Origin of the sequence: Marinobacter adhaerens HP15 (genome assembly GCF_000166295.1) — a bacterium.
In the GTDB taxonomy this organism is placed as follows: domain Bacteria; phylum Pseudomonadota; class Gammaproteobacteria; order Pseudomonadales; family Oleiphilaceae; genus Marinobacter; species Marinobacter adhaerens.
This window is the reverse complement of sequence record NC_017506.1, coordinates 1,697,303-1,723,143: the sequence shown is the minus strand read 5'-3', so window position 1 is coordinate 1,723,143 and position 25,841 is coordinate 1,697,303. Positions and strand designations below refer to the sequence as shown.

The window sequence follows — 25,841 nt, the reverse complement described above, 5'->3', positions numbered from 1 at the left end:
CAGGGGCGGCGCGGCCGCCCTCCTCTCATGCCACGGTTACCCAGTTGCCATTGTCGTAACGCGCTACGCCCTGGCCAGACATCCGATGCAAACTGACCCACTGGTTCTCCACCAGAGCCGCCACATCTGGCTGGCGACGTAACACGGATTCAATCCGATCTCCCGGCGCATCAATCAGAACAGTAAGACGAACCGGTTCATGGCGCCAATGAGTGCCATCGTGAACGGACTGCAGCGGCAGGCCAATTCTCAACCGTGCGTTATTACCTTCGACAACGCCGACGTTGCCGCCAACCACGGAGTGCAGGAGCTTGTTACCCGAGCCATACACTTCGGGAACCGTTACCGACGCAAAGTACTGAAGGTTGATCCAGTTGGCGACGATCATTGGTGCCGCCAGCAAAGCCTCCAGAAGACCGCCATCTTCGTCCAGAGTCGGATCGTAATCGTGCAGGAATACGCGGCCGGACAGGTTGCTGCCCCGGGTCCTGCTGCGCTTCGCGAAGATGATTGCCGCGTTATTGGCCAGCCCCCACTCCGGACGAACCTCTGACCAGTCCCGGGTCCGGGTTTCCATGGCCTGCTTGAGGTTATCGTCGTCCAACCCGTTCAATTTCAGCGGCGTTGCCCGCTCTTTTCGAGCCCGGATGCCGGCTGTTTCGAATCCGGCTTCCAGATCTGCCAGGTGCTGCATGTGCGAATCCGGGATAAGATGGCGATCAGCAATCGTTACCTTGTCCGTGGCTGTGCAGTGCTCGGCAGCGACCGCCCAGGTGAAGTCCGGAATTCTGATACCTTCGTCGGCAAGCCCCGCCCTGACCTGTGGATCATTGACCAGGCTTGCTGCAAGCCGGGCGTTCACGCCGCCGCTCTGGCCGCCACATGCACCACAGTCGAGACCAGCCTGGTTCGGGTTGTTATCGGTATGACTGCCATGGCCAACAAGTACCAGCAAAGGCGCGAAACCACTGGTCAGAGACATCCCCCGGAGCATATTGGCCGCCAGCGCAACCCTCTCGGCATCAGAGAGCGGGTCGCCTCCGTGGCTATGGACCAGGCGCCCCTCTACACTTTGGTCAGGGCGGGTTTTGTGGCCCTTTTTCAAAGTGTCTTTCACCAGTTTCCAGGCCCAGGCCAAACCGGTGGTCTCAACCAGTGTGAACGTCGACAAGCTGGTGTATTTCGCCTTTCTGACTGATTCACGGGCGATCTCTCTCTGATCGAGAGAGCGATTCACTGCCAGATCCTCTCGCAGGCTGCCCTTGGTATCAATCAACCGGAAAGACGCGGGCAACAGGCCCGGCAGTCGGCGGGCCGGGGCAAGCGGTCCGTGTTGCTGATGATCGATTGGCATTCCGAAAAAACCGGCGAATCCGAGCGTCTGCACGTCGGGGCACACTGCTTCAAGGTGGCGGCGCATCACTTCGGAGCGAACATCGATACAGAAAACCGCCTGGGCTGCGGGAATGCCACGCCCGGAGTCGGGCAACGCCTGCTTTATCGGCGCAGATTCAAGTGCCTGCCACAAGGTGCGCTGGTAACCAATCTCGAAGGCACGCTGCCACACCCACAGCCTGCTGCGATCATCGTAATCGCCCCTGCGACTCGCACGGGCTCTCTGCCTCTGCCACTCTGCTTTCTGTGCCGCCGAGGCGAAGGCTACCCCTGCGGACTCCCAGACCAGCATGATCGCCAGAATGTCCTCACACCGATCGGATGAACGACCCTCAAGGCCTGCCCGCCAGTCTTCTCCGCGACACCAGGAGGCCCAGCCGTTCACTCTCAACAACAGGCTATGGCACAGCGCTTCCAACTCATCTCCACGAGCGCCGATCCGACTCAGCGCCTCCTGTACTGCCTGATCCCTGCCGTCCGGAACCGTCTTGAAGAACGCACGGCCCCCTTTCAACCCGGTCGTAAAATCAAGCGCCAGATCCTGCCTGACTGATTCAAGCCAAAAACCGAACACCCCCCCATTGGCCTGGTTGCCCGAAAGGGACCATCGGCTCTGGCGCTGATCGAAAAAGGCGCCGCAAACGCGAGAAACCTGGTCGCAAACCATGTCAGTCAGAACACCGGCCTCCTCGTGGGCATTCGCAACCGCAAAGGTATCCAGAATGGAACCGCGCAGTGGCGCAGTTATCGCCCCGTTTCGACCCAGCCAATCAAGGTACCAGGCGGTATTCCGTTCATCGCCGCGCTCCGCAATACTTGCCCTCAGATCGTCTTCCCGAATCCGTCCACCTTCCCAGGCTTCCCGGTAAAACTCGGTCGGCATAAGCATACTGAAACCCGCGCGCTCGTTGAGCACCTGATCAACCCGCGGGGCCGGACAATGTCTCAGGCCCCAGAACGGATTCACCGCTATCCACTGATCGAGAGGCCAGACAGGAGCGATCAGGTCGCAGGCCTGTTTAACCGGTTTAGGCCAGTCATCGCTCAGCCACTGCAGTTCCGGTAACGGCGCGCTTACATCGCTCATGATCTCTCCTCCAGTCTGAACGGATGATGCGGAACCCTGCGGAACATGGCCGGCACCTTCAAAGCCTCCGCCGCCAGGAAGCAGGTCAACCGATCAAAGGGCAATTCCAGGTAAAGCCCCTGACGAAAATGAACGCCCAGAGCACGGGTGGCCGGAAAGCGAGCACCGAATGCAATCATCAAAGAGCACACGGCGAGCAGCGTTACCAGAGTGGCGCCCGTTCCCAGGGCAATGCCGGGGATAGCAAACCCTTCCTGCTCGGGAACGGCCGGGCCGATGAGAAAGTGCAACAATGAGTACAGCGGAACCAGGAGCACTGCCAGTCCTGCAAGCTTCAGCTTCACCGCTTTGGTTGCTCCGGCCGGGATGCCCATGGCGGCCGCCGATACCGCCAGCACCAGCAATGCTCCGAAAACCGGATTGTTTTCCACGATCCACGGGAACTGAACCAGGATCGCCGCCGCCAACAGGCCGGTAAGCCCGGCCCAGGAGAGCCGGTTGGCAGAGGGAGATTCGGGAAAACGCGTTGCTGCCGACACGGCCACCGTGCGACCGGAAGCCAGGAACGAATGCGCCTTGTACAGCGAATGGGCCAGTAGATGCAGCAGTGCCAGTGTGTAGGCCCCCATGCCGATTTCGAACAGCATAAAGCCCATCTGCGCACAGGTTGACCAGGCAAGAGCATGTTTGACCGAGTACTGGGTTATCATGGTGAGAACCGCAACGACCGCCGTCATGCCGCCGATCACGAGCAGAATCATGTGGCCGGCCGTAAAGCCATCGAACACCGGGAATAAACGGAGCCAGAGGAAACCGCCAAGATTGATAACCCCGGCATGGAGCAGCGCAGACACGGGCGTGGGAGCCTCCATAACGCGGATGAGCCAGCCATGAAAGGGAATCTGGGCGCACTTGAGAACCGCCGCCAGAGCCAGAACCACCGAGGCAACTGTCAGCGCTGTTGAGCCACCGGCTCGGGCGCCCTCATTCTGGACCATGTCTGGCAGGTAAAAGGTGCCGTAATGCAGGTAGAGCGCCACCACACCAGAGACCACCAGTGCATCCCCCACCCGGCTGACGATGAACTTCTGAACCGCCGCCATTCGCGCCTGGGGCCGGTCCTGATAGAGGGTGAGCAAATGATGCAGGGCCAGACTGACACCAATCCAGGCGCCTGCCAGAATCAGCAGATGGTTGGTAAACACCAGTACCAGAACAGAGGCAACCGTCACCAGAAACCAGGGAAGAAAACGGTCACGGCCAGGGTCCTGGCTGAGGTAGTTGTCTGCAAACCGAAGAATAACCCAGCCAATAAACGCCACCATCGTGGCCATCCAGACCGCTATCCCGTCTGGATACAGGCCGAAGCGCCCACCCAGGGTGGCCAGACGGTTGCTGTCGCCTCCTGTATAGGGCTGAATCAGGAGGAGGATTCCCATCACGACCGAAACGGCCATGGAGGCCAACAATGCCCACCCGGCAAGTCGCCAACAGTGGTTCACTTTCAGTGGATTCTTCAGCCAGCCAGTCAACCCGGCAAGCAGGAAGAGACCAACCGGCAGCAGCAGCCAGAGTGCGAGGATCGAGAGCAATGAAAATTCGGCGATTGGATTCATACTTGCAAACCTCCTGATTGCAAGTACTTTGCCGATCATCGTCACATATAAAAAATGGTTTATACTTATCAGATCATTCGTTTTTCGAGAACGAAATCACATGAAGCTGAATTACCATCACCTTTACTACTTCTGGAAGGTCGCGCGAACCGGCCACCTGACGCGGGCAGCGGACTCGCTGCATATTTCCCAGTCGGCGCTGTCGGGTCAGATACGCAAGCTGGAAGACAGCCTGGGGCACGACCTCTTCATTCGCGAGGGGCGGCGCCTCAAGCTGTCTGAAGCCGGGAGAATGGCATTCTCCTACGCCGAGGAGATCTTCCGCCAGGGTGAGGAACTGACGGCATTATTTGCCTCCGGCGCTCAACCAAACCGCGAGATACTCCGGATCGGGGCAGTGGCTACGCTCTCCCGTAACTTCCAGGAAGGCTTTCTGCAGCCGCTGTTGAACCGGGAAGACCTTGAGCTGAGCCTGCAAAGTAGCCACATGGATGAGCTGCTAAGACGCCTCTCGGCGCATCGACTGGACCTGATCCTCGCAAACCAGGCGGTACAGGGAGATGAACAGAATCCCTGGCGGTCACGGCTGATTGCCAAACAGCCGGTCAGCATCATCGGGCCGCGGGGAATAGACGTTCAGGGCGATTTTGTCGACGTACTGCGTGGCCGGAGTCTGATTGTGCCGGGCCCGGACAACAACATACGCCAGGCCTTCGACCAGTTGTGCGAGTATCACAGGCTGCGTCCCAACATCGCCGCCGAGGTGGATGACATGGCGATGATGCGACTTCTCACCCGGGATACCGGTCATTTCGCCATTATGCCTCCGGTGGTCGTGCGCGACGAAATGAAGAGCGGAACCCTTGCAGACTACGGCGCCCTGCCAGGCGTCTTCGAGGAGTTCTATGCCATCAGTATCCGACGCCAGTTCGAGACGCCGGCACTCAGGGAACTGCTATCCCAGACTCAGGACAATTATCTGACCCGGACGCCGATTGGTCATTCTGACTAGCCCGAGTGGCGAAAAATGTCATCCATAAGGCTGACTTACATCCGTATACTGAAGCAGAAAGACCACAATAATAACGCCGGACATATGATCATGAGCCAAGCCAGCCTGCGAGAACACCCGTCCATTCTGATTATCGGTAGCGGTTTTGGTGGTCTGGGCATGGCCATCAAACTGAAACTGGCCGGCTTCAATAACCTGACCCTGCTGGAAAAAGCCGACCGGGTTGGAGGTACCTGGCGTGATAACACCTACCCCGGTGCCGCCTGCGATGTGCAATCGCACTTTTATTCATACTCCTTCGAACCCAAGCACGACTGGTCGCGGAAATTCGGCTTGCAGCGCGAAATACTCGGCTATATGGAGCACTGCGTTCAGAAATATCGCCTAGGCAGTCACATCCGGTTTAACTCCGAGGTGCAGGAAGCCGCGTTTGACGACAAAACAAATCAATGGTCGGTGACCCTCGCAAACGGTGAGCAGCTGACCGCCAATGTACTCATCACCGCCACCGGACAGCTCAATCAACCTGCCTGGCCAAACCTCAAGGGACTGGATCGTTTCCAGGGCAAAATGTTCCATTCAGCCCGTTGGGATCATGATTACGACTTGTCCGATAAACGGGTGGCGGTCATTGGAACCGGCGCCAGTGCCCTTCAGTTTGTTCCGGAGATTGCATCGAAGGTAAAGCAGCTGGACCTGTTTCAGCGCTCGGCGGCCTGGGTCCTGCCCAAGCCGGATCGGCCCTTCAAGCGCTGGGAGCAGACGCTGTTCCAGAAAGTACCGGCATGGGATCGCCTCTATCGGTACCTTATTTACTGGAAAAACGAGAGTCGCGCCCTCGCTTTCACCAAATTCAGTGGCCTTCTCGAGTATTACGCGAACATGGCAAAGCGGGAGGCCAGAAAACAGGTCACAGATCCCGCCAAGCTGAAAAAGATCATTCCGGACTACAAGATCGGCTGCAAACGGATTCTGATTTCCAACGACTGGTATCCGGCCATCAACCGGCCGAATGTGAACCTGATTACCGACCCTATTGACCACATTGACGAGTCCGGCGTCATTACGCACGAAGGCCACCACCATGAAGTGGACGCCATTATCTGCGGCACTGGTTTTCGGGCCTCGGAGTTCCTGTCACCCATCCGGATAACAGGCCGGGGCGGAAAGACGCTGAATGAGGCCTGGCAGAACGGCGCTGTCGCGTTCAAAGGCATCACCGTCAGCGGCTTCCCCAACATGTTCATGCTCTATGGACCCAACACCAACCTGGCCCATAACTCTATCCTGTACATGCTTGAGTCCCAGTTTCGCTACGTCCTGGAATGTCTGGAGGCACTCGAAAAGTACCCTGACTCCGCCATGGACGTCCGACAAGACCGGCAGGACCGTTTCACCCATGTGGTTCAACAGGGCCTGGAAGACACAGTCTGGAGCTCTGGCTGCACCTCCTGGTACCTCGATGAGCATGGGCGCAATACCATCAACTGGCCGGGATTCACCTTCACCTACCGGTTCGCCACCCGCCGGGTAGACACCGCTGATTACCAGTTTCTTTACCCTGGCCAGACCGCGGGGTAATCGGGTGAAAGCCTTTTGCACTTGAACCTTGCCTATATTCATAGGATGATTGGGTTATCGGTTTGAAGGATGATATACGCTATGCTGGAACGTATTCGCAAAGGCTCGCTGGTCGAGACCGCTATCGAGAGTCTCAGAAACGCCATCGAAAAAGGTGACTGGTCGGTTGGCGATCGCCTGCCCGTCGAATCAGAACTTTCCGAATCCCTCGGAGTAAGCCGAAACACGGTTCGTGAGGCGGTTCGGGTGCTGGTACACGTGGGGATGCTGGAAACCCGCCAGGGGGATGGCACATACGTACGGGCGACACGGGACGCCGGGGAGACACTGCGGAGAATTGCCCGCACCCAGCTGGCGGAGCAGCTGGAGGTCAGGATCATGCTGGAAACGGAGGCCGCCAAGCTGGCAGCGCACCGGCGGACAGAACAGGATCTCCGGCACATGACCACAGCCCTGGATGCTCGCGCCAAAGCGGGAGATGACCTGCAGGCTCGCATCCGGCACGACGAAGCCTTCCATCATGCCCTGGTTGCGGCTTCTCATAACTCAGCGCTGATCGAGCTCTACGACTACTTTTCCCACGCTGTCAGCCAGACCATCGAGAAGACCGAAACCGACGCAGACCTGCCGGAACCCTCGCAGGAAGATCACGAACTCCTGCTCGCGGCGGTCCGGCGTCAGGACGAGGGCAAGGCAGAATCCCTGGCCCGGTCGCTTTTGAAACCCAGCCTTCAGGCCTTGAAGCGTCGGGAGTCCTGATTCATGAAGTTCCGGATCGACACCTTTACCCTGCTGCTCCTTGGCGCCATCGTATTGGCCACCTTTCTGCCTGCAACTGGCCAGGCAGGCGAGGCACTGGCCACTGCCGGAACGGTCGCCGTCGCCCTGCTCTTCTTTTTCCATGGCGCAGCGCTGTCCCGCGAGCAGATTATTGCCGGTGCCACCCACTGGCGGCTGCACATTCTGATCACTTCGCTCACCTTCGATTTTTTCCACTCGCGGTGCTGCCGATTAACGGCCTCAGCAATATCGCACCCTCCTGGATGCCGAAGGATCTTGGTCTGGGGTTTCTTTATCTGGGCGTCCTGCCGTCGGCGGTATCCTCCTCCATCGCCTATACCGCAATGGCGCGTGGCAATGTTCCGGCGGCAATCTGCAGCGCAGCCGCCTCCAATGTCTTTGGCATGATGCTGACGCCATTCCTGCTGTTGCTGTTGGTAAGCACATCTGGCGGCGGGGATTTCTCCGTAGCGGAAGCCCTGAAAGACATCATTCTGCAACTGCTGCTGCCTTTTGCGGTTGGGCATGCGCTCCGACCATGGCTCGGCGGGTTTCTTGGCAGAAACGAAACACTGATGGCCCGATACGATCAGTGCGTGATCTGGCTGATCGTCTACTCCGCTTTTTCACATTCGGTAGAGAGCGGACTCTGGGAGAATCTGCCCCTGCAGGCCATCCTTTTCGCCATTGCGCTCTGCCTGGGCTTGCTGCTGCTATTCATGGTGTTTGCCAGGTTCCTGGTACGGCGATTCGGGTTCAGCCTGGAGGACGAAGCCGCTGTGGTGTTCTGCGGCTCCAAAAAGAGCCTGGCGTCGGGACTGCCCATGGCCAAGGTCCTGTTCTCAGGGCACCCGGGCTTCGGCATGATCGTGTTACCGATCATGTGCTACAACCAGATACAGGTTATCGTCGGAGCCTTCCTGGCCCAGAAGTACCGGGATAAAATTGAAAGGGCGAATGCAGAGAAAACGGGCTGATACGGGCGGCGGACTCAACCGCCCCCCATTCCGCCAAAGAGTGTGGCGAGAATCGCCAGCCCGACAATCCAGCCAATCACCGCCGGCCAGAAATTGACCATTTGCGGTGGCTGTTCGCCCTGCTCTTCCGCCATGTCGGGTTCCGGGTAATTCCGATCGTCGGCCACCTCAGGCGCCTGTTCCATAGTGAACCAGCCAAACCACTCACCGAGAAACTGGGCCACCGGTGCCGGAAAGGTGCCGTTTTCCGCCATCGGACGTATCTGGGGCTCCAACTGGCGTCCGATCTCACGTCGCAACCGCGGCTGATCAGCGGGCGGCTCGTCCAGAATGGCTTTCCAGATGCCCGGGTCCTTGCTTCTTGAGGAATCATTGAGCAAGGCCTTGATCTGGATAACCACCTCACGAACCACCTGGCCTTCGTTGGCATCCAGCGGACGATCAGGCTCCTCGTCCTGCACCTCGCGATGCGGTTCAGTCTGAACCGTGTCAGAAGCCTGCTTTACCGGGCCCGGATCGTCCCCGACTGCCTCCCGGAAAGCCGCTTCCAGGCTCTTTGCCTCGTCTTCCGAAGCAAACTTGAGCTGTTGCTCATACGCATCCTGGATCTTCCGACGATCGCCGGTCGGCTCAATTCCAAGGATTTCCCAACAATTCATAAAGCTGCAACTCCCGGGCCTAGATTCATTACATTTCAGAGAGACAAACCGTCTGTAGTCCCTTACGATAGGACCCAAACATAATAAAACCGCTTTACTCAATTTCTCGGCAGATTATAGAACGTCAACCATGCATCAATCGATAAAAATGGCAGGAATGAGTAACTGTCGCCCTCTCGTAACCTGCCTTGGCGTCAGCCTTGCTATCTCTGCGCTGTTGCCTGTGACGGTCCAGGCACAGACTGAAACCCCCGACTTCATGCCCGGCTTGCTTGGCCTGGAAGGCGAACACAGCGAAATTCCCGAAGTGTTGACCACAACCCGACTGCGCCAGTCCAAGCTTCGGGTTCCCGGGACAACCACCATCATTACAGGCGACATGATCCGAGATCTCGGTGTCATGAACCTGGTAGAGGCACTCCGGCTGGTACCGGGTATGGTTGTTGGTCATTGGGGAAGCACCAATCCGGTGGCAACCTACCACGGTACGTCCCAGTACGAACAGCGTCGGCTGCAAGTTCAAATTGACGGACGAACCGCCTACCGGATCAGCCTCGCAGACGTAGACTGGCTGGGCATGCCAGTCGCTCTGGAAAATATCGAACGAATTGAAGTGAGTCGAGGCCCCAACTCCGCGGCCTACGGCATCAACGCGTTCCTCGGCAGCATCAACATCATCACCCGATCGCCTCAGGATACCGCCGGCGTGGAGGCCTACACCTCGGTCGGCTCGCGGGGACATGTTCGAACGTTCACCTCTGTGGGCGATACCGATGCCGATAAGAGTTGGAGGTTGTCATACGAAAAGCGCAAATCCAATGGCTTTGACAGCCAGGTTGATGGCGGCGAGGAGATCCCCTTCCACGATGGCCACGACATCAACAACTTCAATTTCGACAGCGTGTTCCGGATTGATCGTCAGCATTCCATCGATGTGCGCGCCGGCGTGCTGGATGGCGTAAACGAAGAGGACTTCGAGAAGTCCGGCAAGTTGGGGGCGATCACCAACCCGGACATCATCATGGACGACTACTATCTCCATGTCCGGTTCGACGGAGCGACCTCTCCCAGTCACTTCTACCATATTCAGGCAAGCTATCAGAACCAACGGCAACGTCAGCGTTGGACGGTTTCCGCCCCGGCAGCGGAAATCAACGCGCTTCTGCCATCCGGGTTCCCGGCCTTCCCCGAAGACCAGGGTCCGTTCATTGCTGATCTGAACGAAGACCTCGAGGAAACCCGGCAAGAAATCGAACTTCAGGACACCATCATTTTCAGCGATGAATTCAAGCTGGTTTCCGGCGTGGGCTACAGAAAGGACTCTTTCAATTCCGAGACCTTCTTCAACGGGAAAGGAGACAACTATCAATCCCGGGTATTCGCGAATGCCGAGTACTCGCCCTTTCGATGGCTAACCTTTAACGCTGGCGGGAACTGGGAACAGACCACCACCACCGATGAAGATTATTTCTCGCCCAGGGCTGCCGCAAACTTCATCCTGAACAACAACCATGCCCTGCGTTTCGTGTTTTCCCGGGCGGTTCGCACACCGGACGCCTTTGAACAGAATCCTGACTGGGGCTACACGCCGAGAAATGTGCAGGCCCCATTTGAAGCATTGGACGGCCAGAGAATCGAAGTCGAGGGCCTTCTGGACCCGACAACCTCCACCTATGGCCAGGAGCTGGAGGAAGAATGGATCACCTCCAGGGAGATCAGTTATTTTGGCCAGTTCCATCTGGAAAGAGCATTGCTCTCGGTGGAAGTCCGCTACTTCAACGACGATTTCCGTGACATGATCAGCGGTGTCATCAACGAAGAAGAGTGGTATATCGCCAACAATGTCGATCTGGAGCAAGAAGGCGTAGAACTGGAAACCTCGTTGGAGTTTTCCGGGACCAAACTTCGCGCCACCTACGCCTACCTTGAGCAGGAAGGTCGTTACACCGGCGACCCGGCGGCACTGCCGGTGGACAAGCAGGAACGTGCTGTGGATCTGTTGGCACGGCTCTCAGCCCGCGACTCTGGCAGCTTCGCCTGGATTCAGGATCTGCCTATGGGTTTCATGACCTCCGCAGCAATGTACTGGACCAATGAGGTACGGGAATCCCGGTTCGAGCGAGCCGATTTCCGTCTGGCCCGCCGGGTGGACAAAGCCGATTACAGTTATATGCTGGCACTGACGATGCAGCATTATCTGAATCCCAAGCCATGGATCAGCCCGGATAACCGGATTGAGGATCAGAACCAGTTTTTTGTTGAGGCTGGTATTCGTTTCTGAAGTTAACAAGGAAAGCGCGAGCCCTGGACGGTATGGAGCGAAGGACAGGCACGATTCACCGAAACCGGAATAGATGCGGAAACCCGGGCCTTTTACTCAAGGCCCTGTGCATTCTGCTTTTCGCCGTTTGCGCCACGGTGGCCAATGCCCAGGAAGCACCGGCAAGGGTCGTTTATTTTGTCGGCTCAGGCAACGCACCTTTGGATCAACATCTGATTGCTCTCCTGAAACGGCAGCTGGGACCAGCGACCTCCTTGACCGAGGTCTCCGACGACCAGCTGGCCACTCTGGAGAACAGTCCGGTCATTACGGTCGGCCCCGCCGCTTTCTCCCGGGCACGTCAAGCCAACCGGTCCGCAGCGATCCTGGCCATGCTGGTCGACCGATCCTTTATCTCCGCCTTTGCCGAGCGGTCGCCGGGCCAGATCTCGGCGGTGTTGTACGATGTGCCGCTGATCCGCCAGGCTCTGACGGGAAAGGCCATTTTGCCCCAGGCCAACAAGATTGCCCTGCTGGCAACAGCGGATTCCGTTGAACTGTACGAGCCGCTGATTGATGAACTGCCGGCCTACGGCATGTCGGCGAAGATCTTTCTTGTAGACAGCAACGATGAGCTGATTCCGACGCTTGTCCGGGCCCTTGGTTACGGTGATTTCTTGCTTGCAGCGCCCGACAGCGCCATTTACAACCCCCGAACCATCAAACATATTCTGCTGACCGCCTACCGCCGTAATCAGATCGTCATCGGCCCCACTCAGGCTTATGTCAAAGCAGGCTCCCTGGCTTCCAGTTATGCCCCGTTCCCTGAAATGGTTGAGATGGCCGGCAACTTTTTATCAACCTTTTTCGAAACCGGTGCATACCCGGAACCCTCGTATCCCGAGGAGTTTCGGGTCGAGGTCAATGCCCAGGTTGCACGTTCTCTGAACATTCCCTTGCCGAGCCGTGAGGATATTGCCACACGGGTTGATCGACAATTAACGGTTAATGGGGAGGCGTCTGATGAATAACAGCCACAGACAACAGCGCCCCATGTCGCGAAAGCTGCTGCTCCTTGGAGCTCTGCCAGCCATCGTCATGTTTATCGTTCTGATGGTGTTCTTCACGTCTGTGCGCCTTGAGGATGCGCGCCGGGATCTGTCCGACAGCAGCCAGATGCTTGCCGACAGCCTCGCCCCTGCCCTGGAATACGCCGTTGTCTCTGGCAACACTCTGGCACTGGACCAGATCCTTTCCCAGTCGCTGCGTCGCAGTAAAGCCGACTGGATCCGGGTTTCTGACGTTATGGGAGACCAACTTGGCTTTGTTTCCCGCGAACCGATCAACCCAGGTGAGATACCCGAGCGCTACCAGATCTATGAAGCCGAGATTCTCCAGCAGCCCCTGGAATTTGGTTCGGAGCGCACTGCGGAGTGGTTTGAGCCGGACTATGGCTTTGGTTCCGGTTCTCTGCGGGTTGGCACTGTTCAGGTTGGCGTAAGTCAGGATGTTCTTGCGGAACGGCGGCAGGATATTCTCTGGACATCGATCGCCGTTGGCGTGGCCCTGCTGCTGTTCAGCATTCTGATCATCAATCATTTCCTTGGAGCAATTCTGGCACCGATACGGGACCTCGCCGGGCGAATCGGTCAACTCACCGATGGTGACTACCAGGAGCGTCCCCTGAATACTCACCAGAGTTCGAAGGAGATCGTTGCCATTGAAGAGCAACTCAACCAGCTGGCTCATCACCTGGCCGGCCTGAAAACAGCACGGGACCAGACCCTCGCCGCGTCCGAAGGTGCCCGGGAAAAGGCCGAGATGGCAAATCAGGCGAAATCTGAATTTCTGGCAACCATGAGCCATGAGTTGCGTACGCCCCTGAACGGGGTGCTTGGGATGGTCGATCTGATCCAGGAAGAACCGCTTACCCAACGCCAGCGCGAATACCTCAACACCGCCCGCCAGTCCACCGAGGATCTGTTGACCGTCATCGGGGACATCCTCGATTACTCGAAGATGGACAGCGGCACCCTGAAGCTTGAAAGCCAGGAGTTTAACCTTCGGGAACTGATTTCCAACTGCACCGCCACCTACCGACACCTCGCCGAGCAACAGGGCCTTGCCCTCAATCTCAAGTTCTTCGGCGACTGGCCGGACAACCCCGTAGTCATCGGTGACCCCGCGCGTTTGCGGCAAATTCTAGCGGGGCTGGCTGACAACGCCATCAAGTTTACTGGCGATGGCTTTATCAATATTCAGGCGGGCTTTTTCGCTCTGGAAGACAACTGCATCATTCTAAATTGCTCGGTCAGCGACTCCGGGTCCGGCATTCCGACCGAGCGCCTTCACGACATTTTCAACTCCTTCGAACAGGTCGACGGCGGAAACAGCCGGCTATACGGGGGCACCGGGCTTGGCCTCTCCCTGGTCCAGCGGCTGGTTGAACTCATGGGCGGGCACATTCAGGTGGAAACGGATCTGGGTAAGGGTTCCTCGTTCCGGTTTGAGCTGCCCTTCGAGCTGGCGGATCGACCCAGCGAGCCCGAACCGTCCGGTACACCGCCAAGGGAGACGATTAATGGCACCAGCCACGCTCTGGTGGTGGAAGATAACCCGGTAAACCAGCGCGTTGCCACAGCTATGCTCAAGCGATTGGGTTTCCATACCGATTCCGCCAACAACGGCAAGGAAGCACTGGACAGGGTGACCACTAACCACACAGGCTACGACATCATATTGATGGACTGTCAGATGCCCGTGATGGACGGATACGAGGCCACCCGCTATATCCGGGAATGGGAGCAGAGCAACGGGCAGATAGGGACACCGATCATTGCACTAACGGCAGACGTTCTGCCCGGGACAGAAAAGAGTTGTCTCGATTGTGGCATGAACGACTATCTGGCCAAGCCTGTTCGCAAGGAAATGCTGCGGGAAGTGCTCAGCCGCTGGATCAAGCTCTAGAAAGGTTCGGGCGCCCAGAGCCGGACGCCGGCACTAAGTCACGCCACCGGCTCGCGCATGGTGACAAACTCTTCGGCAGATGTCGGATGAATGCCCAGGGTGGAATCAAACTGGGCCTTGGTCGCACCAGCCTTGATGGCAACCGCCAGCCCCTGGGTAATCTCACCAGCGTCCGGACCCACCATGTGGGCACCCAATACTCGATCAGTCTCGTCGTCTACCACCAGCTTCATCAAGCTCCGTTCGTCACGACCACTGAGGGTGTATTTCATCGGACGGAACTCCGAACGGTAGATCCGCAGTCGATGCCCCGCTTCCCGGGCCTCTTCCTCAGTCAGCCCAACCGTTCCGATGTTTGGCTGGCAGAATACGGCCGTTGGAATCGCCGAATAGTCCATTTCGCCTTTGCCATCGCCGAATAAACGTCTGGATAGCACCATGCCCTGTGCCAGGGCAACCGGCGTAAGCTGAGGAGTTCCAATCACATCACCCAGCGCAGTAATTGAGGGCACGGCAGTCTGGAAGTGATCATCCACGACAACATGCCCCGAGGCGCTGAGCTGGACACCAAGATCAGTCAGACCAAGACCGTCAACCAGGGCACGACGACCGGTTGCCGCCATCACCAGGCCAGTCTCCAGGGTTTCGCCATTGTTAAGTTGAACCCGGTAATGGGCATTTTCGGCCTCAACCGATTCAATGGTCACCCCGAACTGCAGGTTTACGCCTTTTTTCCGCATTTCCTGTTCGGTAAACCGTCGGATGTCGCCATCAAACCCGCGCAGGAACAGATCACCGCGATACAGCAAGGTTGTATCAACACCCAACCCGGCCAGGATGCCGGCAAACTCCACAGCGATGTAGCCACCGCCCCAGACCACGGCCTGCTTCGGCAGCTGCGGCAGGTAGAACATCTCGTTGGACGTAAGAATGCATTCCTTGCCAGGCACATCCGGAATCACCGGCCAGCTGCCGGTGGCAATCGTGATGTGTTTGGCCCGATAGGAGGTATCCCCGACCACCACGGTATTGGCGTCTGTCAAGGACGCCGTTCCTTCGACGATGGTCACACCGGCGTTTTCCAGCAACCGGCCATAAATGCCATTCAGACGCTCGATCTCGGCATTCTTGTTGGCAACCAGCTTCGGCCAGTCGAAACTGACATCATCGAGTGGAACCTGCCAACCGTAGCCGGCTGCATCTTCCAGCTCATCGTGAACGTGAGCGCCGTACACAAACAGTTTCTTGGGCACGCAGCCAACGTTTACGCAGGTTCCGCCAAGATACCTGGATTCAACCACGGCCACCCTGGCGCCCCGCTGGGCAGACATCCGCGCGAGGCGAACGCCGCCGGAGCCGGCTCCGATAACGATCAGATCAAAATCCTGCTGGTCAGACACAGCTTCTCCCGTTACACATTTTAAAATCAGGTTTGGCCGGAGGTGGCCGTTTTGGTTTCCGGATGCACTTCCCTGAACAACACGTGATCTTCAAAATCGCCGAGCTGAATCTTGCCAAGGCTCCGGAAACCCTCGGATTCGTAAAACGGCAGATAACGGTTGTTACCCGTATCGAGCACCAACCCGCTGCCACGCGGGTTCTCGGCACAGAGTTTTTCAACGGTTTTCAGCAGCAACCGGCCGTAGCCGCGATTCTGGTATTTGGGATTAACCCCCATCATGGGCAACTGATGCGCCAGTGGTTGTGGCAACATGTCGCGAATTTTCTCGTGGTAGTCCAGATACCGACGTGTAGAGGCAAACCCCGTCGTCAGCACCATACGAATCCGCCAGCTGATCTGATCAGCCAGGTTCATCCTTAATTCGGGATCCCCGATGAACGCAACGGCCACAAGCGTGTCGTCAACCATCACGCCAATGGCATCCTGTTCGAGCTCAAAATAAAGGTCTATCAGCTCCCTTATGGTCGCCCTCACCCTCTGGTCGTAGCCGGGGCGCCGGTGATCAAACAGGTACTGGAACGTCGGTTCGTTCCGGTAGGCGTGAAACAGAATGGATCTGGCTTCATTCCGCGCCGTTTCGTCCAGGCGAACAATGGCTGGCTCGGATTTGTTCTTGTTGTCGCTGCCGTTACTCATCGCTTCCCTCTCCTGCGTCAGTTCCGGACAAAAGGCCCGGAATCTGGTTTTCAGAATCAGATGGCCAGTGTGAGACGAACGGAAACCCGCCCTGGCTCACTGGCCCTGTCCATGGCGGCCTGGTCAATGACGACACCATGGGTGCCATTCAATCGCTCTAACCAAGCGGCAACCTCTGCAAAAGGTGCATTCTCAAGCCAGACGCGGATGGCGTCTTCACCGCTGGGTTCAAAGCGCTGAAGTGACAGACCCGCCTCCCCGGCGGAACGGGTCACCAGAGCCATCAGGGCACGGCCATCCGCGGGTTTGTCTGCCGACGCCGTGGTGCTGGCACCGCCTGTGTTGCCAAGACGCTGAATTGTCCGTTGGTTTGCCTGCATCCAGGCCAGCAATTCGCCGGCATTGTCTCTTGCAGCTTCCGCCTGGTCGTAGAACCCGGCCGCCGGTCGCCAGACGGCAAAATACAGAAGGCCAAGAAAAACAGCGATGGCCAGCACCACCAAAGCCTGCTGGTCGCGACGGGGCAACTGGTCATACTGAGCAATGAGTTTGCCGACCGCCGGCTGATCCTTGATTCGGGAAAGCATACCTTAACCTCCTGAGACCGTCAGGCGGCCGCGGGCGCCGCTCGCTTCGTTCACCACCGAGCCAATCTGCGCCTCCAGCCCCTGGTTCGCGAGGCCGTTGCGCAGAGCGCTCAACCGGTCATAGCTATCGGCTTTTACGTCTACCACCAGCTCACCCCGTGAGCGGCTGTAATTCACTGAATTGAAATTCACTCCCTGACTGCCCGGCAAACGGGAATACTGTTGTCCTGTGTATTTCATCAGGGTGATAAAGTCCACCTCCGGCCCACTGGCGCCGGCAACCCGCAACTGGCCTTCGATCACGCGCCGGACGTTGCCGGCATGGGTACGCCGGTCATTCGGAAACGCATCGCGATAGATTGCCATGGCCTCGTTTCGCAGTTTTTCTGCCTGATTCTGATAGTAGAATCCCATTCCGGCATTCAACGCCACCTGAACCACGAACCAGACGGCGGCAACTGCGATGAGGGGTTTCCATGGTTTGAGCGGACTCGCCTTGCCCGATTTGGACGAGAACATGCCCTGGCACAGGTTTACCGGTTCGCACAGATGATGGTGATGGGCGTAGGCCAGCAGCTCCAGAGGCATGAGCTCAAGAACTTCCTTGCGAACCGCAAGCCGACCAGAACCGTTCAACTCCGAGATGGCCGATTGCTGGAGATCAAATTCATCAGCGGTGCCGTAAAGCGTGACCGGAATTTCAGCCACCACTTCCTCCGCAGACGGGGCAGCCAGCGTGTGAGCAAACATTCCCAGGTTCGCAGACTGCATACTCAGCCACTCGCCGCGTTCGCTCACCATCATTGCCGTTTCGCCATCCAGGCAGACCGACCAGCCGCCTTCGGTGCGCGGCAACAATGAGGCATCCGGAAAAATCGCTTCCAGGCGAGCATGCTCCCAGCCGCTAAAGAGATTCACCCACTGCCCCATACGTTCGCGATCAATGGCCGCGACTCGGTAGCCGTGATCGGTATGGGCGCCCAGCGCCAGATGAACAGAATCAATGTCCTGGGCAATCTGCTCCTCGACAGCGTAGGGCAACGCCTGATTGATAAATCGGCTTTGCTTCGCGGGAATATCAGCCAGACAATAAATCGCTTCTTCGCCGGGGATAAGGCCGATCAACAGAACATTATCCAGTGCATTCTGGCCGAGGGTATGCTCGATGGTTTCCCGGCTGTCGCCTGCGCCGCGAGCCTGCGCATCGCCACTGGCATCGTGCAGGACCCAGTTGAACATCTGGGCACCGGGGTCCTGGTCAGCGTCCGCAAACGGCGGTATTGGGCGGACGTAAAGGCGATAAGACATGATTATCCTTCTGAAATTGTGAAAGGCTCTTTGGTGATTCGGTTTTTCTGCCCGATATCCCTGTTAACCGTCTGGACTTCGCCTTCCGGAGTCCGGAACACGGTACTGACCATATTCACGACACGGTTATCGTAGGTAATCCGCGAGGCAACTTCAAAAAACCGTGTCTGCAACCCCAGTCCAACCGACTTGAGCCCGAGCCCGGCGAACTCTGGTAACGCCAGAAAGTCCTGGAGATTCTCGAACCGTTCCTCTTCCCGCTTCTCAAGAATAGACGCAGCCTGGGCGTCCGTCAGCTCTTCATGGAGAGAGCGGATCACCATGGCCGTCGCGGTGTTCACGTTGATCCCCGCACCATTTACAGGAAGTGCCGCCACGTGGGGCCGCAGGGCCCGATAAATCTCTTCGGTCATGCCTTCGATCAGGCGTAATTCGGTCACCGTGGTGAACGGCTGGTTGGCAGCCCGATAACCCTGCTCAGCCATCAGATACTGGCCGTCCTCGGCGCCGTAGGCCGTGACGGTCTGGTCGTTGGGGTCGATCCAGTCCACCAGCGAATCTACAGAAACTGCAGTAATCCCCAGTGCGGCAAACAACTGAACAAAACGATCTCTGACGATGGGGTCCACCTGGCCATTGGCGCCGACCAGGTCGTTCAGATTAAGGCGACCTCCGAGGTCGTCAATCTGAACCTCAGCCACGCCATTGTCATCCAGCGGCAGAACGGCTGCATTGGCGGCCCAGAACTCGTCAAGGCTATCGACCATCAGGTTCTCTTCCTTGTCCTCGTCATAATCCCTGCGCAGGATCTGGCGGGCGAACGCCTCGGCGCCAAGTGCGATACTCTGGCCCTGCTGTTGAGCCAGATAATGTCCCGCCTTGAACACTCGCAAGCTCTGCTGCTGGGTCATCCCCGAAGCAAGCATGACCACCAGAGCCATGGCCAGCAGCACCATGATCAGAGCAACGCCGCGCTGACGATTCGATAACCTCGGGGTCTGGCCCATCGCTACCTAGCCTCCCTGCCCCGTTGTACCGGTATTCTCTCCGGTTTGTTCTCCGGTAGCCTCTTCTTCTGTGCTTTCTTCTTCCGCTTCGCTGGCAGCCTGGTTGGCCTGGTTTACTGCACCCTGGGCAACGGCCGGATCAAAATCCGGTAAGGCAAAGGTCCGCACCAGCGTTCCAAAACGTTCATGTTCAAGAGTCACTTCCATGCCCAGCGGCAATGGAATATCCGGGCGGCTCCCCGGGGTCAGTCCGGCCATCACCTCATCGGTTGGCCATTGCGGTTGCCAGCTCCGGTTGGCATCCAGAAACCTTATTTCCAGGCGCTTTACGCCTTCCAGCAGCAGCACGTCGCGGCTGTCATCTTCCTGGCCCTGATCCACCATGGGCCAGTACCGGCGCCGCAGTTCGCTGCCAGTATATTCCCAACCGACACGCTGCAGGCCACTGCGGCGAATACCCAGGGGGTTCCGCCACCCCTGACGGGTCAGCAACAGGGAAAAGTCGTCCTCACGGCTGGAGAGCGCTGGTTGGAAATCACCGTAAATGTCCCTGGCAGGCCGGTTGACCACCTGCATGATATCGCGCTCAAGCAGGAGCATGGACCGTTGCAAACCGTCGAACTGTTCCGCCAGTTCGTTCACCCGATCACGGGAATTAACCACTCCGTTGATAACCTGCCAAACGCCAAGCCCGATAACGGCAGTGATGGTAACCGCGATCAAAACCTCAAGCAGCGTGAAACCACGTTGTTGCGGATGGCAGCTGTGTGCGGACGGGAACGTCATTGTGCCCCCACGAACGCCGACAGGGTATGGATCGGATCCGGCGCCGCGCCTTCCTCGCGATAACGGGCAACCGTGACCTCCACACGACGCATCTTCGCCTCGGCGGTTGCAAGAATCGCGGTGGTCACCCGCCAACGATACGGCCCGAAGTCGGTATCCTTGGAGTTCTCGGAGATACCCGGGATGTTTTCCTGCAGTCGAATTTCGTTAATTCGGTTATCTGCCAACCAGCTCGCCAGGGTTTTGTCCCGAACCCGTTCGTAACTGGAAATGTACTGGCTCCCAACTTCAGCCGCAGCCGTTGCAATCAGGCCGAACACAAGCAGGGCAATAAGTACTTCGATCAGGGTAAACCCTTTCTGCGTCCTCACCCGCTGCTCCCCTCATCGCCCGGTTTGCGCCACTCCATGGGCGACACCCCATCCGAGGCCAGAACGTGCATCGTGTCTGACCCGTTTCCGATGGTGAACTCAAGCTCGAACGGCGTTGTCTCGCCACTGGAGAAAAAAACGACGTCCGGCAACAGCGTATCTTCGGATGATGCCAGCCTTGGCGCGTCGCTTTCGATGAACTCGGTGACAGTGAGCCATTCCGGCAGGCTCCGGGCCCGGAACATACGCTCACCCGAGGCCTTCCAGTCGCCGGTCTGATCCTGGTAAGCCACGAACTGGTAGCCGTCTTCCTCCAGCTTCAGGCCCAGCTCCAGATTATTCAGAACCGCCTGCTCCGAGGCTGTCTGCATAAGCAGGTACAGCTCCCGGACCTCATTTTCCAGTTCGCGCTGCTGGGAGCTTCCCCCCATGGTAAACACGGCAAGCGAAGCCAGCAGACCCACAACCACCAGGACCACCAGTATTTCAATCAGGGTGAAACCGGTCTGTCGGGATCTGACCTGCACAGTGATTTAGCCCTCGGTGTCCCAGACGCTGATATCGGCAGCGTCTCCGTCGCCACCTTCCTGGCCGTCAGAGCCGTAGGAATACAGATCGTAGGGACCTTCGGTACCCGGGCTTACGTACTGGTATTCAGAACCCCAGGGATCCTCCGGCACGCTCTTCAGGTAACCGTCGGAATTCCAGTTCTTGGGCTCCGGGCTGCCACTTGGCTTGGAAACCAGCGCCTCAAGACCCTGCTGGGTGGAGGGATAATGGCTGTTATCCAGGCGATAAAGGTCCAGCGCATTTGCAATGTTGCTCAGCTGGGTTTCCGCCACGGTGACCTTGGCCTGGTCACTCCGACCCATGATGTTTGGAGCCACGATGGCCACCAGCAGGCCCAGGATCACCATCACCACCATGATTTCAATCAGGGTAAAGCCGCGGTTACGGTTGTGTGAATTGAGGTTTTTGGTCGTCATTGTCTCACTCGTTATTGGCATGGATTGCTTTGGTCCGGGCTCGTCGACGGACGCTCCGGCGCGGGTTTCATCCCACGAGATTACTCATATTCAGTATCGGCAGCATGATGGCCAGCACGATGATCAGCACCACCACGCCCATCACCAGTAGCATCATCGGCTCGAACAGCCCCACAATCGCAGCGATCTTTGATTGAAGGGTGTTTTCCTGCATGCGCGCGGTTCGTTCCAGCATGCTGTCCAGCTCACCACTGGCCTCCCCGCTGGCGATCATGTGCAGCATCATCGGCGGAAAATACCCGGTCTGATCAAGGGAACGGTGCAATGAGCCGCCTTCGCTGACCTTTCTGGCTGCATCCCGCAGTTCCTGCCGCAGAAAATCGTTGGATAACACCTCACCGGCAATGCGCATTGCCTCTACCAGCGGCACGCCACTGGTCGTCAGTATGCTGAGGGTGCTGGCATAGCGGGCAGTGTTAACGCCACGAACCATCCCTGAAAACAAGGGGAGATGTAACAGACGTTTGTGAAACCGCAGTCTAAACCCGGGCTTGGTCAGGAAAAAGCGGAACACCATCAATGCGGCGACCAGCAGTATAAATAGATAGACACCGTAATCCGCCAGAAATTCCGACACCGCAAGCATGGCCATGGTCAGCGTTGGCAACTCCTGCCCCTGCTTCAGAAACACATCGATGATATCCGGCACCACGTAGGTCAGCAGGAACACGACGATGGCAATGGCGACGATACTGAGAATGATGGGGTAGATGGCCGCCAGCTGAATTTTCTGGCGCGCCTCCTGACGGTTTTCGGTGTAATCCGCCAGCCGGTTCAGAACCAGATCGAGATGGCCGGCGTGCTCACCGGCCGCAACGGTAGACCGGTACAGCCTCGGGAATGCCCGGGGGAACTCACCCAGGCTGTCCGCCAGGGTGTAGCCTTCCATGACTTTCGCGCGTATGGCGATCAGCATGCTGCGTATTCTGGGTTTCGGTGACTGCTGAGCAGCAGCCGAGAGCGCCTGCTCAATGGGAATGCCGGACTGGATCAGGGTTGCCAGTTGGCGTGTAACCAGTGCCAGATCGGCCGCGGCCAGCGAACCCCGGCTGCTCAGGGGATTGCTCCTGGTCTGTTTCTCGGCGGCCGGCTCGACGGCCAGCGGCGTTAGGCCTCGCTCCCGAAGTTGCTGGCGAACGGCTCTCGGCGCATCTGCTTCCACGACACCTTGTTTTTGCTTGCCTCGGGAATCGAGAGCCTTGTATTCGTATGCTGGCATGGTTTACTGACCCCGGTGCGTAACGCGGAGTACTTCTTCCACCGTGGTCACACCATCCAGGATTTTCTGCACGCCGTCTGCGTGAATACTGGGCCCATGCTGGCGAGCCACCTTTTCCAGGTCCAGCTCACCGGCACGTTTGTGGATCAGAGAACTGATTTCCTCGGAGATCTCCACCACCTCATAGATACCAATACGCCCACGGTAACCGAGCTGGTTGCAATGGCTACAGCCGGTTGCCCGGTAAATGGTGGGCGGGTTGGCGGGATCCTGCTGCAGAAACTCGCAGTGCTCTTCTGTAGGTGTATACGGCTCCCGGCATTCCTTGCACAGAACCCGAACCAGCCGTTGGGCAACAATGCCCACCAGGCTTGATGAAATCAGGAAGGGCTCAATACCCATATCCATAAGCCGGGTAATCGCGCCAACGGCAGTGTTGGTGTGCAACGTGGAGAGGACCAGGTGGCCCGTCAGACTCGCCTGTACGGCAATTTCTGCCGTTTCCAGATCCCGGATCTCACCGATCATAACCACGTCTGGGTCCTGACGCAGAATGGCACGAAGACCCCGGGCAAAGGTCATGGCCACCTTGGTATTCACCTGGGTCTGGCCGATGCCGGGCAGGTTATACTCGATGGGGTCTTCAACAGTCAGGATGTTGCGGCTACGGTCGTTAATTTCCTGGAGCGAGGCATAGAGCGTGGTGGACTTACCGGAACCCGTCGGGCCAGTGACCAGCAAAATGCCATAAGGCCGGTAAATCAGCTTGCGCAGAACCTTCAGGTCCTGCCCCGCCATGCCCAGGGATTCCAGCCGTATGGCACCTGCCTGTTTGTCGAGCAAACGCAGAACCACGCGTTCACCGCTTGAAGACGGCATGGTCGACACACGAATATCAACTTCCCGACCAGCGACCCTCAGCGCAATACGGCCATCCTGGGGCACCCGCTTCTCGGCAATATCCAGCTTCGCCATGACCTTGATCCGGGACACCAGCAGCGGGGCCAGTGCGCGCTTGGGCTCTACCACTTCGCGCAACACACCATCCACCCGGAAGCGAACCACAAGGCGCTTTTCATAGGTTTCAATGTGAACGTCCGAGGCGCTGGTTTTCACTGCTTCAGTGAGAATGGCATTGATCAGACGGATGATTGGAGCATCGTCTTCCTGCTCCAGCAGATCCTCGGTTTCCGGCACGGAGTCAGCGAGGGAGGCCAGGTCCATGTCATCGCCGATGCCCTCCACCATCTGCATCGCTTCCGCAGAGTCGTTCTGATAGGCGGAATTCAGGGCCTGGTCGAAACGGTCCGGATCAATGGTGGCAAAACGGGCACGACCGCCACTGATACGGTTCGCTTCCGCCAGCGCAGAATGGGACGCACCGGGCCGCACCAGAATAACGGGCTCGCCGGAGTCCGAACGGGTCAGGATTACTCCGTTGCGCTTGGCAAAAGTAAACGGAAGACGGCCCAGCGGAGCATCCTGCGGCTGAAGTTCAGTGTCTGTGGTCAAGGTCGTCCTCGTTCGTGAAACCCTTTTCGATTCAACTAATTCAGAAAGGCTACCACAGGATATGGACCCGCTGAATAACTCTATACACTATACTCCCAATAAAACGTTGCAGTCTGATAACCTGTGAGCTTTTTCCCGGCCCACAAACTTGCATTCAGGATGATCAATGCTCCTAAACAATGAACGGTTTCCCCTGATTCTCGCGCTCGTGGCAGGGGCGGCCATGGTCGCCCTGACAGCCTGGCAGGGTTACCGTTTCTGGCAAATGGAAGGCCAGCAGGGACAGTACGATAACGTGCAGCCACTGGTCTCCGACCCGGCCGCCGGTCGCGAGCCACCCAGCGTGGACCTTTCCTCCCTGGAATTGTTCGGAGCTGCATCCGGCGAAAGCGAGCCGGTAGAAATGGATACCGAGAATCTCCCTGAAACCAACCTCCGACTGTTCCTTCGGGGCGTACTGGCCGCGGATGGTGATTTCCCGGGCAGCGCGCTGATCGAAGATGACAAAAGTAAAACCGAAGCCTACCTGGTGGGTGACGAACTGCCCGGCAATGCCACACTGCGCTCGGTACATCCGAACCGGGTGATCATTGAACGCTCCGGCAAACTCGAAAACCTCTACTTCCCGGAATCCGAAGACCGCAGCGGCATATCCTTCACGGCCGACCAGCAGGCAGAGCCTTCGCCCGCCGTCCAGCAGGCTGCATCCCCCTCACCCTCGAGAGCGCCCGCTTCTGCCACCAGCGATGAGCAGCGCCGGGAGGAAATCCGCCGGCGCCTTGAGCAGCTCAGGGAACGCCTACGGAACAATAACTGAGGCGCGCTATGGAAACGGCCGCCCTTCAGATACGCCGCCGTTCCACGCTTCTGCCTGCATTATTGCTCGTGGTCTCTCTTGTGAGTGCCTTCGAGCTGGGCTCCCGTCTGATGAACTATGTTCAGGAAGAATTCGGAACCGAAGCCCACCAGCGCCTTGAAAACTGGCAGCGCCTGCATGCTCTTGCCGCAAACGCCCCCATCGACCGGCAGCTCCGGCTGGTAAACTCCTTCTTCAATCGAGTCACGTTTGTCAGCGATATCCGCCACTGGGGCGAGGAAGACTACTGGGCAACCCCGGTAGAACTGCTGACCACCAACGGTGGTGACTGTGAGGATTTCTCAATTGCCAAATACCTGACCCTCAAGTCCATGGGCGTGCCCGATGATCAGCTCCGGATCGTGTATGTCAAAGCGCTGGAACTGAACCAGGCCCACATGGTGCTGGCGTGGTACCCGGAGCCAGACGCCGATCCGTTGATTCTGGACAACCTGATAAATGACATTAAACCTGCATCTCAACGTACTGATCTTGAACCCGTTTACAGCTTCAACGGTGAAGGCCTCTGGCTGAACCAGTCCGGCGGAGCGCGCACCCGGATCGGCGAAGCGGGCAAACTCTCACGGTGGCAGGACCTGAACAGCCGGCTGACGGAATCGCTCCGACCCTGAGCGGGTTGCCAAAGCCAGCCACTGGCGGCAAATGACAGGAACCATGGCGCCAAGCGACAGCGGCGAACCACGCAGAGCCTATAGA

The 25,841-nt window shown here is 57.9% G+C and carries 22 protein-coding genes and 1 pseudogene; 9 read left to right on the top strand and 14 right to left on the bottom strand.

The window, feature by feature from the left end; genetic code table 11:
- Nucleotides 1-25: 25 nt before the first annotated feature.
- Both HP15_RS08135 and HP15_RS08130 read right to left on the bottom strand, forming a co-directional pair.
- The gene (locus HP15_RS08135) at nt 26-2,482 is read right to left on the bottom strand and encodes a YbcC family protein (protein WP_014577008.1); all 2,457 of its coding nucleotides are present in this window, start codon (nt 2,480-2,482) and stop codon (nt 26-28) included.
- Entirely contained in the window at nt 2,479-4,098 is a 1,620-nt protein-coding gene (locus HP15_RS08130) for an NADH-quinone oxidoreductase subunit L (protein WP_014577007.1), read from the bottom strand. Before HP15_RS08130 ends, HP15_RS08135 begins: the two co-directional genes overlap by 4 nt.
- A 100-nt stretch (nt 4,099-4,198) precedes the next feature.
- Here HP15_RS08130 and HP15_RS08125 point away from each other — a divergent pair, with 100 nt between their 5' ends.
- From HP15_RS08125 to HP15_RS08110, 4 genes and pseudogenes are all read left to right on the top strand, one after another.
- Nucleotides 4,199-5,110: a LysR family transcriptional regulator gene (locus tag HP15_RS08125; RefSeq protein WP_014577006.1), complete on the top strand. Its 912-nt coding sequence runs from the start codon at nt 4,199-4,201 to the stop codon at nt 5,108-5,110.
- Nucleotides 5,111-5,194: 84 nt separating this feature from the next.
- Nucleotides 5,195-6,691: a flavin-containing monooxygenase gene (locus tag HP15_RS08120; RefSeq protein ID WP_081449870.1), complete on the top strand. Its 1,497-nt coding sequence runs from the start codon at nt 5,195-5,197 to the stop codon at nt 6,689-6,691.
- Nucleotides 6,692-6,772: 81 nt separating this feature from the next.
- Nucleotides 6,773-7,450, top strand: coding sequence for a FadR/GntR family transcriptional regulator (locus tag HP15_RS08115; RefSeq protein ID WP_014577004.1), 678 nt, complete (start codon nt 6,773-6,775; stop codon nt 7,448-7,450).
- Nucleotides 7,451-7,516: 66 nt separating this feature from the next.
- Nucleotides 7,517-8,448: pseudogene (locus HP15_RS08110) on the top strand (bile acid:sodium symporter family protein).
- 14 nt (nt 8,449-8,462) lie between these two features.
- Here HP15_RS08110 and HP15_RS08105 read toward each other — a convergent pair.
- Complete coding sequence (locus HP15_RS08105; protein WP_014577001.1) at nt 8,463-9,107, bottom strand: hypothetical protein; 645 nt, start codon at nt 9,105-9,107, stop codon at nt 8,463-8,465.
- A gap of 157 nt (nt 9,108-9,264) precedes the next feature.
- Here HP15_RS08105 and HP15_RS08100 point away from each other — a divergent pair, with 157 nt between their 5' ends.
- The 3 genes from HP15_RS08100 to HP15_RS08090 all read left to right on the top strand — a co-directional run bounded on the left by HP15_RS08100 (nt 9,265) and on the right by HP15_RS08090 (nt 14,334).
- Nucleotides 9,265-11,388, top strand: a complete 2,124-nt coding sequence (locus HP15_RS08100; RefSeq protein ID WP_041645196.1) for a TonB-dependent receptor plug domain-containing protein — start codon at nt 9,265-9,267, stop codon at nt 11,386-11,388.
- A gap of 254 nt (nt 11,389-11,642) precedes the next feature.
- Nucleotides 11,643-12,398 (top strand): hypothetical protein, encoded by a 756-nt coding sequence (locus HP15_RS08095; protein ID WP_227499727.1) that lies wholly within the window; start codon nt 11,643-11,645, stop codon nt 12,396-12,398.
- Nucleotides 12,391-14,334, top strand: coding sequence for a HAMP domain-containing hybrid sensor histidine kinase/response regulator (locus HP15_RS08090; RefSeq protein WP_014576998.1), 1,944 nt, complete (start codon nt 12,391-12,393; stop codon nt 14,332-14,334). Before HP15_RS08095 ends, HP15_RS08090 begins: the two co-directional genes overlap by 8 nt.
- A gap of 38 nt (nt 14,335-14,372) precedes the next feature.
- On the opposite strand, the gene gorA is transcribed toward HP15_RS08090, so the two are convergent.
- From gorA to gspE, 11 genes are all read right to left on the bottom strand, one after another.
- Nucleotides 14,373-15,734 carry a glutathione-disulfide reductase gene (gorA, locus tag HP15_RS08085; protein WP_014576997.1) on the bottom strand — a complete coding sequence of 454 codons (1,362 nt, stop codon included), beginning with the start codon at nt 15,732-15,734 and terminating at the stop codon, nt 14,373-14,375.
- Between the two features lie 26 nt (nt 15,735-15,760).
- Nucleotides 15,761-16,432 (bottom strand): GNAT family N-acetyltransferase, encoded by a 672-nt coding sequence (locus HP15_RS08080; RefSeq protein WP_008171182.1) that lies wholly within the window; start codon nt 16,430-16,432, stop codon nt 15,761-15,763.
- A 56-nt stretch (nt 16,433-16,488) separates the two neighbouring features.
- Nucleotides 16,489-17,019 (bottom strand): type II secretion system protein GspM, encoded by a 531-nt coding sequence (gene gspM, locus HP15_RS08075; protein ID WP_014576996.1) that lies wholly within the window; start codon nt 17,017-17,019, stop codon nt 16,489-16,491.
- Nucleotides 17,020-17,022: 3 nt separating this feature from the next.
- Nucleotides 17,023-18,327, bottom strand: a complete 1,305-nt coding sequence (gspL, locus tag HP15_RS08070) for a type II secretion system protein GspL (RefSeq protein ID WP_014576995.1) — start codon at nt 18,325-18,327, stop codon at nt 17,023-17,025.
- Nucleotides 18,328-18,329: 2 nt separating this feature from the next.
- Nucleotides 18,330-19,334, bottom strand: coding sequence for a type II secretion system minor pseudopilin GspK (gene gspK, locus HP15_RS08065; protein ID WP_008171185.1), 1,005 nt, complete (start codon nt 19,332-19,334; stop codon nt 18,330-18,332).
- 6 nt (nt 19,335-19,340) lie between these two features.
- Nucleotides 19,341-20,120 carry a type II secretion system minor pseudopilin GspJ gene (gene gspJ / locus HP15_RS08060; protein WP_041645195.1) on the bottom strand — a complete coding sequence of 260 codons (780 nt, stop codon included), beginning with the start codon at nt 20,118-20,120 and terminating at the stop codon, nt 19,341-19,343.
- Nucleotides 20,117-20,491, bottom strand: a complete 375-nt coding sequence (gene gspI, locus HP15_RS08055; protein WP_014576993.1) for a type II secretion system minor pseudopilin GspI — start codon at nt 20,489-20,491, stop codon at nt 20,117-20,119. Before gspI ends, gspJ begins: the two co-directional genes overlap by 4 nt.
- A complete protein-coding gene (gene gspH / locus HP15_RS08050; protein ID WP_014576992.1) occupies nt 20,488-21,018 on the bottom strand; it encodes a type II secretion system minor pseudopilin GspH in 531 nt (176 codons plus the stop codon). Before gspH ends, gspI begins: the two co-directional genes overlap by 4 nt.
- 6 nt (nt 21,019-21,024) lie before the next feature.
- The gene (gspG, locus tag HP15_RS08045; RefSeq protein WP_014576991.1) at nt 21,025-21,477 is read right to left on the bottom strand and encodes a type II secretion system major pseudopilin GspG; all 453 of its coding nucleotides are present in this window, start codon (nt 21,475-21,477) and stop codon (nt 21,025-21,027) included.
- A gap of 67 nt (nt 21,478-21,544) precedes the next feature.
- On the bottom strand, nt 21,545-22,756 hold the full coding sequence (gene gspF / locus HP15_RS08040; RefSeq protein WP_014576990.1) for a type II secretion system inner membrane protein GspF: 1,212 nt from the start codon (nt 22,754-22,756) through the stop codon (nt 21,545-21,547).
- 3 nt (nt 22,757-22,759) lie between these two features.
- A complete protein-coding gene (gene gspE, locus HP15_RS08035) occupies nt 22,760-24,268 on the bottom strand; it encodes a type II secretion system ATPase GspE (protein ID WP_014576989.1) in 1,509 nt (502 codons plus the stop codon).
- Between the two features lie 166 nt (nt 24,269-24,434).
- Between gspE and HP15_RS08030 the strand changes: the two genes are divergently transcribed.
- Entirely contained in the window at nt 24,435-25,085 is a 651-nt protein-coding gene (locus tag HP15_RS08030) for a type II secretion system protein N (RefSeq protein WP_008171195.1), read from the top strand.
- Between the two features lie 8 nt (nt 25,086-25,093).
- Nucleotides 25,094-25,756, top strand: a complete 663-nt coding sequence (locus tag HP15_RS08025; protein ID WP_008171198.1) for a transglutaminase-like cysteine peptidase — start codon at nt 25,094-25,096, stop codon at nt 25,754-25,756.
- The last annotated feature ends 85 nt before the right edge of the window (nt 25,757-25,841 follow it).